12 protein-coding genes are annotated in these 15,509 nt (G+C 37.6%); 9 read left to right on the forward strand and 3 right to left on the reverse strand.

Annotated elements, in window-relative coordinates; translation table 11 throughout:
• Positions 1–124 precede the first annotated feature (124 nt).
• Positions 125–862, forward strand: a complete 738-nt coding sequence (locus ASE01S_RS13790) for a SurA N-terminal domain-containing protein (RefSeq protein ID WP_245630389.1) — start codon at positions 125–127, stop codon at positions 860–862.
• Positions 863–903: 41 nt separating this feature from the next.
• Here the strand turns inward: ASE01S_RS13790 and ASE01S_RS13795 are convergent, their stop codons facing one another.
• Together ASE01S_RS13795 and ASE01S_RS13800 are read right to left on the reverse strand one after the other, a co-directional pair.
• Positions 904–1,620: an Rv1352/Rv1906c domain-containing protein gene (locus ASE01S_RS13795; RefSeq protein WP_067843637.1), complete on the reverse strand. Its 717-nt coding sequence runs from the start codon at positions 1,618–1,620 to the stop codon at positions 904–906.
• Between the two features lie 100 nt (positions 1,621–1,720).
• Entirely contained in the window at positions 1,721–3,418 is a 1,698-nt protein-coding gene (locus ASE01S_RS13800) for a methyl-accepting chemotaxis protein (protein ID WP_067843640.1), read from the reverse strand.
• Positions 3,419–4,229: 811 nt separating this feature from the next.
• On the opposite strand from ASE01S_RS13800, the gene ASE01S_RS13805 reads away from it, so the two are divergent.
• Entirely contained in the window at positions 4,230–5,033 is an 804-nt protein-coding gene (locus tag ASE01S_RS13805) for an N-acetylmuramoyl-L-alanine amidase (RefSeq protein ID WP_067843642.1), read from the forward strand.
• A gap of 773 nt (positions 5,034–5,806) precedes the next feature.
• On the opposite strand, the gene lexA is transcribed toward ASE01S_RS13805, so the two are convergent.
• Positions 5,807–6,430, reverse strand: a complete 624-nt coding sequence (gene lexA, locus ASE01S_RS13810) for a transcriptional repressor LexA (protein WP_067843644.1) — start codon at positions 6,428–6,430, stop codon at positions 5,807–5,809.
• Positions 6,431–6,586: 156 nt separating this feature from the next.
• Here lexA and ASE01S_RS13815 point away from each other — a divergent pair, with 156 nt between their 5' ends.
• From ASE01S_RS13815 to acnA, 7 genes are all read left to right on the forward strand, one after another.
• Positions 6,587–7,255: a YneB family resolvase-like protein gene (locus ASE01S_RS13815; protein ID WP_067843646.1), complete on the forward strand. Its 669-nt coding sequence runs from the start codon at positions 6,587–6,589 to the stop codon at positions 7,253–7,255.
• A gap of 35 nt (positions 7,256–7,290) precedes the next feature.
• Positions 7,291–7,524, forward strand: coding sequence for a DUF896 domain-containing protein (locus tag ASE01S_RS13820; RefSeq protein WP_067843648.1), 234 nt, complete (start codon positions 7,291–7,293; stop codon positions 7,522–7,524).
• Positions 7,525–7,622: 98 nt separating this feature from the next.
• Complete coding sequence (tkt, locus tag ASE01S_RS13825; protein WP_067843655.1) at positions 7,623–9,617, forward strand: transketolase; 1,995 nt, start codon at positions 7,623–7,625, stop codon at positions 9,615–9,617.
• Positions 9,618–10,338: 721 nt separating this feature from the next.
• Positions 10,339–10,767: a sporulation inhibitor of replication protein SirA gene (gene sirA, locus ASE01S_RS13830; protein ID WP_067843657.1), complete on the forward strand. Its 429-nt coding sequence runs from the start codon at positions 10,339–10,341 to the stop codon at positions 10,765–10,767.
• A 219-nt stretch (positions 10,768–10,986) separates the two neighbouring features.
• Positions 10,987–11,217 carry a YneF family protein gene (locus ASE01S_RS13835; RefSeq protein ID WP_067843660.1) on the forward strand — a complete coding sequence of 77 codons (231 nt, stop codon included), beginning with the start codon at positions 10,987–10,989 and terminating at the stop codon, positions 11,215–11,217.
• Positions 11,218–11,449: 232 nt separating this feature from the next.
• Complete coding sequence (locus ASE01S_RS13840) at positions 11,450–12,607, forward strand: ATP-binding protein (protein WP_067843663.1); 1,158 nt, start codon at positions 11,450–11,452, stop codon at positions 12,605–12,607.
• A 181-nt stretch (positions 12,608–12,788) separates the two neighbouring features.
• Positions 12,789–15,482 (forward strand): aconitate hydratase AcnA, encoded by a 2,694-nt coding sequence (acnA, locus tag ASE01S_RS13845; protein WP_157065230.1) that lies wholly within the window; start codon positions 12,789–12,791, stop codon positions 15,480–15,482.
• Positions 15,483–15,509 lie beyond the last annotated feature (27 nt).

The following is a 15,509-nucleotide window of genomic DNA, read 5'->3' on the forward strand; positions in this document are numbered from 1 at the left end:
AGTGTTCAATTTTGAGTAATATTACAGAGTGATTAAAATGTCTGGATTATCATGTGTATTTCTTTTCATGAATGTATAGCTATGTTAAACTAGGCATCAATTGAATTGAGAGGAGTTTGGTAAGATGATAAAAAAATGGCTCACAAGTATTATCCTTGTCTTTCTAGCCACGGTGCTGGTTGCGTGTGGAGGTGGAGATGCAGATCAGTCTGAGCCTGCACCAAGTGGTGAAGACCAGCTTCAAATGCCTGAGCCTGAATTAGATGACGTACCGGATCTAGTAGCGGAGGTCAATAATGAAGGGATTACTAAAGCAGATTTTGAACTGACTTATATTAGTCAGTTTGAACAATTAGCTATGCAGGCTCAGATGACGGGTCAACAATTGGATCAAGATCAACTCAAAGCTGAGCTTGTTGAAAGTATGATTAATCAAGAGTTGTTGCGTCAAGAGGCCGATCGCCGTGGTTTTGAGGTAACTGAAGACGATGTAAATACGTTAATTGAAGAAATTGTTGAGCTAAATGGTTTAGAGTCTAGAGAAGAGTTATTTGCTGTTTTTGAAGAACAAGGTACTTCTGAGCAAGAAATACTTAATCAAATTGAATTACAACTCAAATTAGATCAATTAATTGATGATGAGGTAGGGGATTTTGAACCAACTCAGGATGAGCTAGAACGCTTATATGATGAACTTGTTACCCAGTATGAAGAATTAGAAATAGACGAAGAGATACCAACTTTTGAGGAAGTACAATCAGACCTAGAGCAAGAGTTGCATTATCAAGTAGAATCTGAAACGATCATGACTTTAGTTGAAGCGTTAAGAGCAGATGCTGAAATAAAAAATCATATGGGATAATTAAAGAACCAGATCAATATCGATCTGGTTCTTTATGGTTATTATTCTACTTTTGTCCAAACGCCGTTTCCAGATGATTGAAAGCCTATATCTGATTCAGAAATTTCAACAATAGTGGAGCCGTCCGGTGTATCATTTGCAATAACATCATCTAATTGACCACTAAATCCGGATAGTCTTGCCCAATAGCCAAATAATTCACTACCTTCACTACGATAGCGACCTGGCTCAATATCAACACCGACAATAAAAATACCATCTTCAAATTCAGTTGCAGGTTCTGGATTATAGTTGTCATCAATTAAGAACCATTCACCAGATCCGCTTGATTCAAAGGCAACATCACCTTCAACGATCTCTACAACATGGGAATCGGACATCGGATTTCCGTTCGCAATAATATCATCTAACTCACCACTAAAACCTGATAACCGAGCCCAATAGCTAACGGTTCCTTCACTTTTATAAAGACCTGGCTCAATATCTTTTCCTACTTCGTGCATACCAGCTTCAATCGTAATCTGTTCGATATTGTTTTCGGGTTCATCAGCATCACTTTCTTCACTATCTTTATCATTTTCATTGTTTTTAGATTCTGCTTCGTTTGCATCATTGTCTGCAACTTCAATTTTGTCATCTTGTTTCTTGTCATTCTCTTCATCTTCTTGACCAGATAAAGCTCCACCTATAATAACAACTGCAATAATGACCCAAAACCACCATTTTTTAAAGAATGGTTTTTTTTCTTTTTCTGTCATAATCTAACCCCCCATATTTTTATCTGAAAATAATTCATTAAAAATATTACATGATAATGGCTAGGATAACAATATTTTTTTGAGTTGATCACAACATGATCTAATAATTAAATTGTTCAATCGTGCTTTGTAGTTGCTCTGCAATTGTAGCTAGCTCCTTTGAAGCTTCAAAGACATCCTGCATCATTTCTTTCTGCTCATCACCAGTCGTAGCAATTTGGTCAATATTAGTAGCCGATAGTGTGGCTATATTAGTTATCTCGTTTACCTGCTCAACAAGCTCGCGCATTTGTTGCTTAAAGATTGTGATATCTTTAGTCAGTTGATTAAGTTTGCTTGCCACTTCTGCAGTGGACGTTGAAATAGTGACAAAAGATTCGTTTGTCCTCTTAATTAAGTCAAATCCTTGTTCAACTGAAACCTGACCTTGGCTAACCTGAGTAACGGATTGCGACGCTTGAATTTGGATTTCAGACACAAGCGTAGCCACTTGGTCTGTCGCTTCTTTAGTTTGTTCGGCTAATTTTCTTACTTCATTTGCTACAACAGAGAAACCTTTACCATGCTCACCAGCTCTTGCTGCCTCAATAGATGCATTTAAAGCAAGTAGGTTGGTTTGTTCTGAAATATTTGTAATCATGGTGATAATATAATCGATCTTTTTAGCTTTTTCGTTTAGTTCAGAAGTAATAGAATTAATCTGAAGTGTATTTTCTTTGATGTGACTCATTTGATCCATCGTTTGTTCAACCACTTGGCGACCTTGCTGTGAGACGTGGTCAGCATGATTTGAAGCAGAAGTTGCTTGATCAACTTGATTTGACATTTGATTAATGCGCTCAGCCATTGTATTTAAATTTTGGTTTGCCTGCTGTGTAGATTGTGATTGCTTCTCTGCTCCAATAGCTACCTCATTAATCGCACGATGGACTGTATCAGTAGATGAATTGGTATCTTCTGCACTTGCATAGAGCTGTTCAGATGTTGCTGCAATTTGCTCAGATGTACTCGCTACACCTTGAATAACCGTTCGGAGAGAAGCTGCCATTTTATTAACATCATTTGAAAGTTGGCCCAGCTCGTCCTTTGTTTGGATATTAAGCTTGCTAATATTAAGTTCACCATCAGCAACTTGATTGACATGTTCAATAATTGGTTGAATTGGTTTAGTAATACGTCGGACAATAAAAAATGTTATTGCTGCTGCAATAAATGGTATAAACAAACCAATTAAAAGTGTTGGTTTTGCCATTTCCCAAGTTCTTGTTGGAATAATCGATCCTTCAAAGTCGATTGTATTGATAGCGATGACTTCATTTTGAGGGTCGTGGTCTCTGAAGATTGGTGCATAGCCTGTTACACGCTCCATTCCACCAAACTCATAAACATCGGTATAGAAAGTATGACCCATCATTACATGTTCAATCGCTTCCTCACTAATCTTAAATTGATCACCAGCTTGAAAGCCCTGTTCGCGAAAGTGACTATCCCCAGCTAGCACAGTACCATCAAGAGACAAAATATAGTGGGTTTCAAAGATTGGCTTGTGGTTAATGGTCCACTCGATTTCCTGTTCAATTTGATCCAAATAGGAATCATCACCATTAACTAGATTAAATAAGGCACTGGCATCGATAATTCCAGTAGTTATGTTTGCACATCCTGTTAATTCTATCCCAGCAGCTTGTAGTACTTCACGATAACTCGATCGATAGTTTACAACTGCTAACATACTGACACTAAAAAAAACAATGATTGAAACAATAGCAGTAATTTTTTTGGTTACACTTGATTTCATTTGTTTAGCCCTTCCTTTATTATAGGCATACCTGTTAACTAATTTAGTATATTCATAGCCTTTTACAAGTGTCAAGTTAATTTTTATTAGTTATTAACTACTGGTATATTGATTGAATAGTCTAATTCACTCAATAAAAGGGCTAATCACAATAGGTCTAATGACTTATTTGTCAATGATATATTAGATCAATGTATCATGATAAGCGAGCCTTTTTTACATAAAATTAACAAAATTAAATGAGTCGAGTAAATTAATTTTCGACTTAGATGAGAAGTGTTGAACATGAGATCTACTTACATATACATAAAATTAAGGTAAACATAGCTGGATTAAATAAAAAAATTGAAGTATTTTTTTTAATAAGCTCATTTTTAAAGTCAGTTCCGATTATAAGAGTATAAGAATTAAATGTGCCTTGGCAGTATTTACGGCCAGTTTTTATCGAGCTTCATTCGATAAACTTCCGTTGAAAATCCGTGGCATCCACCGGAGGCTTTATCTTTATCGCAGTGTAACTGGCTGGGGCTGCGATTACTCACCCCATCGATGGGCTTTTGTAAGACCCCATTTCAAGAAATATTGGAAAGGTCAATTCTAAGTGGAAGATCCAACAGCCAGTAAGGGCCCGATTGGTTCAACTAACGTTCAGTGGGGGAGAGAGGAAGCTGACTCAGTTCGCGACGTCTTCACTCGCACATCCTATGCGTCGAAACCCACTGTACGAAGTTTCACTTTATTTTAAAGTGTTTCGTCCAAACCAATTTACCTTTAATACGTATGAATAAAAGAAGAAGGGAGGAAATTTGAAATGGTTAAACTGTTTATAGATCCGGGACACGGCGGGAGTGACCCAGGTGCTGTAGCCAATGGATTGCAGGAAAAAAATCTTACTTTATCTATTGCTATTGCTTTGAGAGATTATTTAACCAGTCACTATCAAGATATCTCCATTCGTATGTCACGAACATCAGATCAATCGATTGCGTTATCAGAACGAACACGTATGGCCAATCAGTGGGGAGCAGACTTCTATTTGTCTATCCATATTAATGCCGGGGGAGGAGTTGGATTTGAAAGCTATATTTGGAATAGGCAATTCACGAATAAATCGCGAACACAGCAGCTTAGATCTACCATTCATCAAGCGATAATAAGGCAAACAGATTGGCGTGATCGTGGTCAAAAAGAAGCAAATTTCCATGTGCTAAGAGAAACTACTATGCCAGCCATCCTTACAGAAAATGGTTTTATTGACCATCAAGAGGAAGCACGTTCTATGCGAAAATCTAATTGGATTGATCAAGTAGCAGAAGCTCATGCAATTGGCATTGCAGAAGCTTTTCATTTGAAGACAAATACAGCTCCGCCTACTCAAAATGGCCAGACCCTTTATCGAGTAGTTGCAGGATCATTTATTCATGAACGAAATGCCCGCGAACAAATTAATGCCTTACAAAATAAAGGCTATGATAGTTATGTGTTGCCATATCGAGAACAGAACCAAACGTATTTTCGTGTTGTTGCGGGTGCTTTTAATCAAAGATCTAATGCTGAAAATCGACTAAAAGCATTGAAAAACGATGGGTTTGATGGCTTTATTGTTGTAGTCTAATGTAAACTTTTGCAATTTATTGCGCTTGCCGGGGAAATAACCATTTTCAATTGAATAAAGTGGTTATCACTCCATTATATTTGTTGAATAAAGTGGGATATTCCTAAGAAACCTAGCATAACTACTAGTTATCGATCGGATTATTTTCACAGTGGGGGAGAATTCTCACTACGATAGTTAATCATCAAGCAAATAGATCACGACTTGTAAGCCGATGAACAAGTTGATCTTACTTTTTAATAGAACGAAAAAAGGCAGACAATAGGTTTGTTTTATCGCCGTGTAACTGGCTGGGGCTGCGATTACTCGCCCCATCGAAGGGCTTTTGTAAGACTCCACTTCAAGAAATAAGGGAACACGTCATGTCTAAAGGGAGATCCAATAGCCAGTAACGACCTGATGGGTTCAACTAACGTTCGGTGTGGGAGATGAAGCTGACTAAGTTCGCAACGTCTGCACGGGCACATCCTATGCTTCGAAACCCCCGCTGAAGAAGTTTCACTTTTACACCTTAATAGAGGTTACCAGTTACAGAAACGTGAGCTTTATAACACATGTTCCCGTTTCCTTAATTGGTAACCTCTCTAAATTATGATGAGTATACAATTTGGTTTGTACTAAATAACTAAAGCTTAGCCTATTAGGCTCAGACGTATACTAAGAAGAGTGATTGCCATGGTACTATTTAGTGAATAAAATAGTAAGTGCAACAATCTAAGCAGTAACGATGACTTTTTCTCGTTTTTAAACTTAAGATTAAACCAAATGTAGGCCTAATTCATATGACGGAAAAGACCAATAACCTTCCCTAGTATTGAAACATTAGGATAGTGTAAAGGCTCCATACTAGCATTTTCGGGTTGTAGTCTAATATGATCCTTTTCTTTGAAAAAGCGCTTGACAGTTGCTTCATCATCTTCAGTCATGGCTACGACAATGTCTCCATTTTCTGCGGTGTTTTGTTGTTTTACAATCACCATGTCACCATCAAAAATACCTGCTTCGATCATACTTTCACCTTGAACAACAAGCGCAAATGTCGAGGTATTTGAGGTGCTTATATGAGGCGGTAGTGGAATATATTCTTCAATATTCTCTACTGCTGTAATAGGTAAACCAGCTGTTACTTTACCTATTACAGGGGTATATGTAACTTCTCCTTTAGGTAAACTATCATGGTGCTCTAGGTCAATAATTTCAATCGCACGAGGCTTGGTTGGGTCTCGTCTAATATAACCTTTCTTTTCAAGTCGTGCCAGATGTCCGTGAACAGTTGAGCTTGATGCTAATCCAACTGCCTCACCAATTTCACGAACAGAAGGCGGGTACCCTTTTAATGCTACTTGTTCTTTAATATAATTTAAGATCGCTTCTTGTCGTTTCGACAAAGCATGCATTTCTTACACCTCCGAGCTTTAATAATATCTATTATAACACGAACATACGTTGTAAACAAACATTAGTTCGTCTTTTAGCTTGACGTCTGTTTAGAACATGCTATGCTAGAAACAAACATTCGTTCTATTAACTCTTACCACGAAAGGGAATCAGAAATGAAAGCCATTATTTATTGTCGGGTAAGCACAACAAAGGAAGCACAAGAAACTTCATTAAATCGTCAGGCAGAAGAGCTAACGAGGTTGGCAGCGAAACAAGGCATGACGATCATTAACATTATTAAGGAACAAGCAAGTGGTTATGAAATTGACCGAGACGGTATTTTGACTGCCTTAGAGCAATGTGAACAGGGACTTGCTGATTGTTTACTGATTCAAGATGAAACAAGACTAGGCAGAGGGCATACCAAACTGGCACTTTACCATCAATTCACAAAAAGGGGAATTCAAATTCTCTCCATTATTGATAATGGAGAGTTAAGACTTTCAGAATCAGATGAAATGGTCCTAAAGATTGTTAGTGTTGTGGAGGACTATCAGCGAAAAATACATAATATAAAAATACGGAGAGGTATGAAGCGAGCTGTAGCTAATGGCTATAACCCAGCCCATAATTTAAAAAATAAACACCTGGCTAACGGACGGGAAAGAAAGGAGTTCCCAATCGACCAAGTTGTCTATTTAAAGCAAGAAAAAGGCATGACTTTTCGAGAAATAGCAAATGCTTTAACTAAATTGGGATTTGATGTTTCCAAGGCTACGGTCCATCGGCGCTATCGAGAATACCTTACTCTTGCACAAGAGAAAGGATATTCGATAGAATAGACTTAAAACTTTTAACGATAATAAGGAGTAATGTTATGCTATCTAAAGATAAACTTAATCGTATTAATCAATTAGCAAAAAAAGCAAAAAATGAAGGATTAACAGTAAGTGAAAAACAAGAACAAGAGCAATTAAGAGCAGAGTATTTGAAAAATGTTCGTAGTTCTTTTAAAAATCAGTTCAAAGGAATGAAAATTATTGATCCAAATGGTGAGGATGTTACCCCCCAAAAAGTAAAGAATTTAAAGCAGGAAAGTAAAGATAATTAAAGATATGTACAAAATAACTCTTGTTTATTCTTCTATTTCATTATAGGATTATAAATGTACGTACATATTTGCAATAAATTTGAAAGGGGATTATTTAAATGGCAAATCAAATACAGCTAAAGTCGATTAATACAATTCGAACATTGTCCATTGATGCAATTCAGAAGGCTAATTCAGGACATCCTGGGTTACCAATGGGGGCTGCGCCAATGGCCTATACACTTTGGACCGAGTTTATGAATCAAAATCCTAAACACTCAAGTTGGTTTAATAGAGATCGATTTGTCCTTTCTGCTGGACATGGTTCTATGCTGCTCTATTCTTTGTTGCATTTAGCAGGCTATAATCTTTCGATTGAAGATTTAAAAAACTTCCGGCAATTAGGTTCTCACACCCCTGGTCACCCCGAAGTAACTGATACAGATGGTGTTGAAGCAACGACTGGTCCTTTAGGACAAGGTATTGCGATGACTGTCGGTATGGCAATGGCTGAAGCACATCTTGCTGCCAAGTATAATCGTGATGGATTTAATGTAGTAGATCATTATAGCTATGCTTTAGTCAGTGATGGTGATTTAATGGAAGGGGTTTCACATGAAGCAGCTTCTTTAGCTGGTCACCTCGGATTAGGTAAACTGATCGCATTATACGATTCAAATGATATTTCACTTGATGGAGATTTAAATAAATCATTCTCAGAATCAGTTGAACAACGTTTTAATTCTTATGGTTGGCAAGTTTTGCGTGTTGAGGATGGTAACGATGTTTCGGCAATTAGTGCAGCGATCAAAGAGGCTAAGGCTAATCTAGAGCAACCGACACTTATTGAAATCAAAACAATTATTGGCTACGGATCACCTAATAAAGCAGGATCAAATGCTTCACATGGTGCTCCTTTAGGTGACGATGAAATTGTTTTAACGAAAGAAGCATATGATTGGGCTCATGAGCCATTCTTTGTACCTGACGAAGTTTACGCTGATTTTGAAGAAAAAGTAGTCAAGCGTGGTCAAGCAGCTGAACAAGAATGGAATGAAGTGTTTGCAGACTACAAAAAAGCTTATCCAGAGTTAGCGGCTGAATTAGAACAGGCGATTAAAGGTGAATTACCAAAAGGCTGGGAAGAAAAATTACCTACGTTTACGCCTGGAGAGGATACATTAGCCACTCGTGCTTCCTCAGGAAAGGTTGTTAATGCGCTATCTAAGTCTGTCCCTAGCTTATTTGGAGGTAGTGCCGACCTAGCAGGCTCAAATAATACACGGATGAATGAGGAAGAAGATTTTGGTCGAACTAATTATGCAGGACGTAATATTTGGTTCGGAGTACGCGAATTTGGAATGGCAGCTGCTTTAAATGGTATGGCCCTTCATGGTGGTTTGAAAGTTTATGGTGGTACGTTCTTTGTGTTTAGTGACTACTTGCGACCAGCCGTTCGTCTTTCTGCAATTCAAAAGTTACCAGTAACTTACGTGTTAACACATGATTCTATTGCAGTAGGTGAGGATGGCCCAACACATGAGCCTGTTGAGCAATTAGCAGCATTTCGCGCTATGCCTGGTATTTCGTTAATTCGTCCAGCTGATGGAAACGAAGCTAAGGCAGCATGGAGATTAGCTATGGAATCAACAGATACACCAACATTATTAGTTTTAACTCGTCAAGGATTACCGACTTTAGAAGGTACAAATTATGACGGCGTGAAAAAAGGTGGTTATGTAGTTAGTCCAGCTACAAATGAAACGCCAGATGGTATTTTAATCGCTGCTGGCTCAGAAGTGCAATTAGCTGTAAAAGCTCAGGCAGCATTAAAAGTTAAAGGTTATGATGTAAGTGTCGTTAGTATGCCGGCGTGGGATCGATTTGAGCAGCAAGATCAAGATTACAAAAACTCAGTTTTACCAAAATCGGTTAAAAAACGTCTAGCGATCGAAATGGGAGCCTCATTAGGCTGGGACCGTTATGCAGGGGATGAAGGAGATATTCTTGCTATCGATCGATTCGGTGCTTCAGGCGAGGGAAATCAAGTCGTTACAGAATATGGCTTTACGGTAGAAAATGTTGTAGCCCGTTTTGAGGCTTTAGTTAAATAACACAACCCTTAGCACGATAAGCATCAATCTACAACGAACATGTAAAAAACAATATTAGAAAGTATGAACTGCACACTCAACTGTTAGTAACGGGGTTACCGCTAAACGTTTGAGGTGCAGTTCTTTATTGCAGTGTAACTCGCTGGGGTTGCGATTACTCGCCCCATCGAAGGCCTTTGTAAGCTTCGCAGTTCAAGAAATAAGGGAACATGTCATGTCTAAGTGGGAGAGATCCAACAGCCAGTAACGGACCGATTGGTTCAACTAACGTTCAGTGGGGGAGGAAGATTTATCCATCAAGAATAGTCACGGTCGCTCATTAATGGTTCAATTTCTTGCTGGAAAATACCCAGGTCCGCATTGACTTTACCAACTACTTTAGCCCTTTCAAAAAGTGTTCTTTTCGATTTTTAATTATCTAAACTCGATGAAAAAAAATTATACTTTTTGAAATTTTTATGTTTAACTAATAATAATTGGGAAAAATAAAGCAAGTGATTTAGGCTAAATCCATAAAAATTAAATATCAACCAAAAAGTTTCATGATAATGAATTTACATTATCAATTGTGATCATTATCATTGAGAGGATCTATTTTGTTCAATACCATCATTATTATTTAATCTTTTTGCTTATTTGACAAAACTTGTGAAGTTTTACTTCAGTCTTTGACAGGAATAACGATGTAAACCTCCTATACTATTGGAAAGGGGGTTGTCCAATGCATTGTTACTATATTTTCTTCGTAAAAGACGATGTATACCAAGATTATTTTTTTAAGACGGACTTAGTGGCGCACTTTTTTTGTTCATACTTACGGGAGCCAAACCGTGAAGATTTAAACAGGCAATTTTATTTTATCACTCAAGCCATACATAAAAACGCTTTAAAAGCGTTGCCGCAAAATCATAATCAATCGATTCATTTCAAAGAAAGAATGCTAACGATTTATCGTAATGAGTCACTATTAAACGACTATCATCTATTACAGCATTTAGAGGACCGGCATCGACCTTGCTTCATTTTGGACCTCACTAATCAGGATTATGGTTGGTTGACGCCCTTAAACTCACGAAAAGAATGGCAAGTATTTAATCGAGAAAAAAAACAGTTACAATGCTATCACTATCAAAGACTGGAAGCATTGTAGTAGTTTTAATTTGGAAATCATATGCACCTTGGTATATTTGTGCCCGGATTTTATCGAAGTGAAACTTCTGCTGAATAAAGTTAGATTAAAATGATTAACTAGCCCGCAAATTATTCTTAGCCATTAACAGACAAATTGAGTTTTTATTAGACACTATTGTAATATATGATAATGTTTAATATACTATATGAGAGATGATTTGAAGGAGGAAGGCTAGACATGACACTAGGTATCGGCTGGGTGATTTTAATTACCATTATTGCTATTTTAGCTGGTGCGGCATTAGGTTTTTTCATCGCAAGAAAGTATATGATGAATTACTTGAAAAAGAACCCGCCAATTAACGAACAAATGCTTAGAACATTAATGATGCAAATGGGCCAAAAGCCATCGCAAAAGAAAATTAATCAAATGATGCGTGCAATGAACAATCAAAGTCAGATTAAATAATTAAAGACGAAAGTCTCTTAATACATTGCCACTAGTAGATCCCTTGCACCCAATAGGTGACAAGGGATTTATTACTATAATCTATGAACTTTGCCATCTATTGTTGTTAATCTAAAAAAATATTCAAAAATATCATAAAAATCTCACATAAATAACAATTTCATTACATACATTTATTATAGATATGTTATAATTGTAAAGTAATGGTAGTCTATATCGAATGGAGAGGAGCATGTTTGTGTATTCTCAACGAAAAATAGAATATTATCACGTAAAACAAGACCAAATTCGTTTTTCGCTTGATACCACACCTACTCGCTTCAATCTAGCGAATTTGCCTGAAGAGATTGTTGATTGGATCGAACATCATGGCTTTGATTTCGTAGCCGTATGTAATCATAGAGGTCGTGTACTCTATACCTCTACATCAATAGAGAAAGTACTCGGTTATCAAAGAGAAGATATCGTTGGTCAATTATCAATTCGTTACATACCAAAGCGATCTAGAAAAGCATTTGTTGAGACATTTCAATTTGACACACCTTATCGTCAGCGCTTTACAATCCAATTAAGAAGTACAACTGGAAAGAATGTCTGGGTAGATGTTGTGATAAAGGCAATTTTTATCAAGGATCGTAAATTTCCAATTTACCTTGTACTGATCAAAAATATTAGTGATAAAAAAGAGGCTGAAGAAATGCTGATTCGCTCTGAAAAAATGTCAGTTGCAGGTCAGCTTGCAGCAGGTGTCGTTCACGAAATTCGTAACCCTCTCACATCTTTAAAAGGCTTTATTGATTTACTTCAAGCTGGAGTTGAGCGGAAGGAAGAATATTTTAAAATCATAACAGAAGAAATTGATAAAATTGAAACGATATCAGCTGAACTCTTATTCATTTCGAAACCGTTAACGCACCATCAAACATATCAATGGTTAAAACCTATGATTGAAGATGTTATGGTCTTGCTGAATACACAGGCAAAGTATTATGACATTCACCTAAACTTGATTTGTGAAGAAGATTTTGTTGTATACTGTGATCGGACGCAAATGAAACAAGTGTTTATTAATTTAATAAAAAACGCTATTGAGGCAATGTCAGATGCGGGTACCATTACCACCAAAGTCGAAAGACGAAACGAGCTTTGTGTTATTTCAGTTATTGATGAGGGGCCAGGAATACCACCCCATCTTATTCATAAAGTTAAAGAGCCATTTTTTACAACTAAGAAAGACGGAACAGGACTTGGCTTAATGATTACCACACGTATTATTGATAACCATAATGGTCTTTTTAAAATTATTCCAAATGAAAAGAAAGGTACTACATTTGAAGTCCGCTTGCCCTTTTTTTCTCCTGACAATATCAATCTTAATGACCCTTTCTAAACATAGTTAAACGTTCTTTTGATCGTTGGCTATGTTTTTCTACGTAACTACTAAACAAGCTATCTAATTTAACTATTTTACATATTGACCTAATTACTTTAAAATAGTAAAGTACATACACGTGACTTTTATTGAGAGACGATGAAAGCATGATGAGATTTTCATAGCAGGGGGTATGAATATGGCAGTAAAAACAAAAAAGTCATTTGAACTTAATGGTCAAACGTATCATTATTATCAATTAAAAGCTTTAGAAGAAGCAGGTAAAGGTAAGATTGATCGTCTTCCTTTTTCAATTCGTGTACTACTTGAATCATTATTACGACAGTATGATGGGCGTGTCATAAAAGATGAACATGTTGATGGCTTAGCTAGTTGGGGTAAAACAACTAAAACAGATGTACCCTTTAAGCCATCTCGGGTTATTTTGCAAGACTTTACCGGAGTACCAGCAGTTGTTGATTTAGCCTCTTTGAGAAAAGCAATGGTTGATATGGGTGGAAAAGCTGACCAAATTAATCCTGAAGTTCCTGTTGACCTCGTTATTGATCATTCTGTACAGGTAGATGAATTTGGTTCAAACAATGCCTTGTTAGCTAATATGGAGCTTGAGTTTGAACGAAACGCTGAACGTTATCAATTTTTAAACTGGGCACAAAAAGCCTTCGATAATTATCGTGCTGTACCACCAGCTACAGGTATTGTCCATCAAGTTAACCTTGAATATTTAGCTAGTGTGGTCCATCAAGTAGAAAATAATCAAGGAGAACTAGAGGTTTTTCCTGATACTTTAGTAGGGACCGATTCCCATACTACCATGATTAATGGCTTAGGTGTACTAGGCTGGGGCGTTGGGGGGATTGAGGCTGAAGCAGGTATGCTTGGACAGCCTTCATATTTCCCAGCACCTGATGTTATTGGTGTGAAGTTCACAGGAAGTATGCCTAATGGTATTACAGCTACTGACCTTGCTCTTAAAGTGACACAGGTACTTCGAGAGAAAAAAGTAGTTGGCAAGTTTGTTGAATACTTTGGTCCTGGTCTTAAAGAAATGCCACTTGCTGATCGAGCAACGATTTCAAATATGGCACCTGAATACGGAGCGACTTGTGGATTCTTCCCAATTGATGAGGAAGCATTAAACTATTTACGTTTAACTGGGAGAAGCGAACAGCATATTGCTTTAGTAGAGAAGTATTGTAAAGAAAATAGTCTTTGGTATGATTCAACACAGCCTGATCCAGACTTTACTGAACTGGTTGAAATTAATCTATCAGAGCTAGAACCAAGTTTATCAGGACCAAAACGTCCTCAGGATCTTATTTTACTTTCAGAAATGAAGTCTGCCTTTAACAAGGCGATAACAGCTCCAGCAGGTAACCAAGGATTTGGACTAGACGACTCAGAGTTTAATAAAGAAGCGACTGTCAAGCATCCGGAAGGAACTACTTCGACGATGAAGACAGGCTCACTTGCAATAGCAGCCATTACTTCTTGTACGAACACTTCAAATCCATACGTTATGTTAGGAGCAGGATTGCTTGCAAAAAACGCAGTCAATAGAGGATTAACGGTGCCAAGCTTTGTCAAAACATCGCTAGCTCCAGGTTCGAAGGTTGTAACACGCTATCTTGAAGATGCGGGACTAATGCCTTATCTAGAAAAGCTAGGCTTTAACTTAGTAGGTTATGGCTGTACAACATGTATTGGAAATTCAGGGCCATTAGCTAAAGAGGTAGAAGACGCCATTATTGAATATGATTTAACCGTTGCATCTGTGTTGTCCGGTAATCGGAACTTTGAGGGGCGAATTCACCCACTTGTGAAAGCAAATTATTTGGCGTCTCCGCCATTAGTCGTTGCTTATGCACTAGCGGGTACTGTTGATATTGATTTGACAAAAGAACCGCTTGGTCATGATAAGACAGGTGCTGCTGTTTATTTTGATGATATTTGGCCATCACTTGCAGAAATTAGAGATGAGGTAAGTCGAGTAGTTACACCTGAAATTTTCAAGAAAGAATATGAGAACATTTTCTCATCTAATGAAAAATGGAATGCAATTGAAACAACAGATGACCCACTTTATGAATGGAATGACCAATCAACCTATATCCAAAATCCACCATTCTTTGAAAACTTATCGAAGGATCCAGAGACAGTTAAACCATTAACTGGTTTGCGTGTGATTGGTAAATTCGGTGACTCGGTAACGACAGATCATATTTCACCAGCAGGAGCAATTGCGAAGGATATGCCGGCTGGACAATATTTACAGGAAAAAGGTGTTACCCCACGCCATTTTAATTCTTACGGTTCTCGTCGTGGTAACCATGAGGTCATGATGCGAGGTACGTTTGCCAACATTCGAATTAAAAACCGATTAGCTCCAGGTACAGAAGGAGGCTATACGACGTATTGGCCAAATGAAGAAGTGATGCCAATTTATGATGCGGCAATGAAATATCAGGAAGAAGGAACTGGACTTGTTGTTCTAGCAGGTAATGATTACGGAATGGGCAGCTCGCGTGACTGGGCAGCTAAAGGCACTAACTTACTTGGAATCAAAACCGTTATTGCACAAAGCTATGAGCGTATTCATCGTAGCAATCTCGTTATGATGGGTGTTCTTCCTTTACAATTTAAAGAGGGTGAAAGTGCTGATTCTCTAGATTTAACTGGTCGTGAAACGATTGAAGTTGCTATTGATGAATCGGTAACGCCTAACCAGACCGTTGTAGTAACAGCTACAGCTGAAGATGGAACAGTAACAAAATTTGAAGCAATTGCGCGTTTTGATAGCGAGGTCGAAATTGATTATTATCGTCATGGTGGCATCTTGCCAATGGTATTAAGAGACAAGCTTACAGAATAAGCTTATGGAATGACTGTTCTAAAGAGA

Source organism: Amphibacillus sediminis NBRC 103570 (assembly GCF_001552275.1).
Classification (GTDB): domain Bacteria; phylum Bacillota; class Bacilli; order Bacillales; family Amphibacillaceae; genus Amphibacillus_B; species Amphibacillus_B sediminis.

Coding starts and splice junctions, on each gene's coding strand:
- ASE01S_RS13790 (WP_245630389.1), top strand. CDS start 125: ATGATAAAAAAATGGCTCACAAGTATTATCCTTGTCTTTCTAGCCACG.
- ASE01S_RS13795 (WP_067843637.1), bottom strand. CDS start 1,620: ATGACAGAAAAAGAAAAAAAACCATTCTTTAAAAAATGGTGGTTTTGG.
- ASE01S_RS13800 (WP_067843640.1), bottom strand. CDS start 3,418: ATGAAATCAAGTGTAACCAAAAAAATTACTGCTATTGTTTCAATCATT.
- ASE01S_RS13805 (WP_067843642.1), top strand. CDS start 4,230: ATGGTTAAACTGTTTATAGATCCGGGACACGGCGGGAGTGACCCAGGT.
- lexA (WP_067843644.1), bottom strand. CDS start 6,430: ATGCATGCTTTGTCGAAACGACAAGAAGCGATCTTAAATTATATTAAA.
- ASE01S_RS13815 (WP_067843646.1), top strand. CDS start 6,587: ATGAAAGCCATTATTTATTGTCGGGTAAGCACAACAAAGGAAGCACAA.
- ASE01S_RS13820 (WP_067843648.1), top strand. CDS start 7,291: ATGCTATCTAAAGATAAACTTAATCGTATTAATCAATTAGCAAAAAAA.
- tkt (WP_067843655.1), top strand. CDS start 7,623: ATGGCAAATCAAATACAGCTAAAGTCGATTAATACAATTCGAACATTG.
- sirA (WP_067843657.1), top strand. CDS start 10,339: ATGCATTGTTACTATATTTTCTTCGTAAAAGACGATGTATACCAAGAT.
- ASE01S_RS13835 (WP_067843660.1), top strand. CDS start 10,987: ATGACACTAGGTATCGGCTGGGTGATTTTAATTACCATTATTGCTATT.
- ASE01S_RS13840 (WP_067843663.1), top strand. CDS start 11,450: ATGTTTGTGTATTCTCAACGAAAAATAGAATATTATCACGTAAAACAA.
- acnA (WP_157065230.1), top strand. CDS start 12,789: ATGGCAGTAAAAACAAAAAAGTCATTTGAACTTAATGGTCAAACGTAT.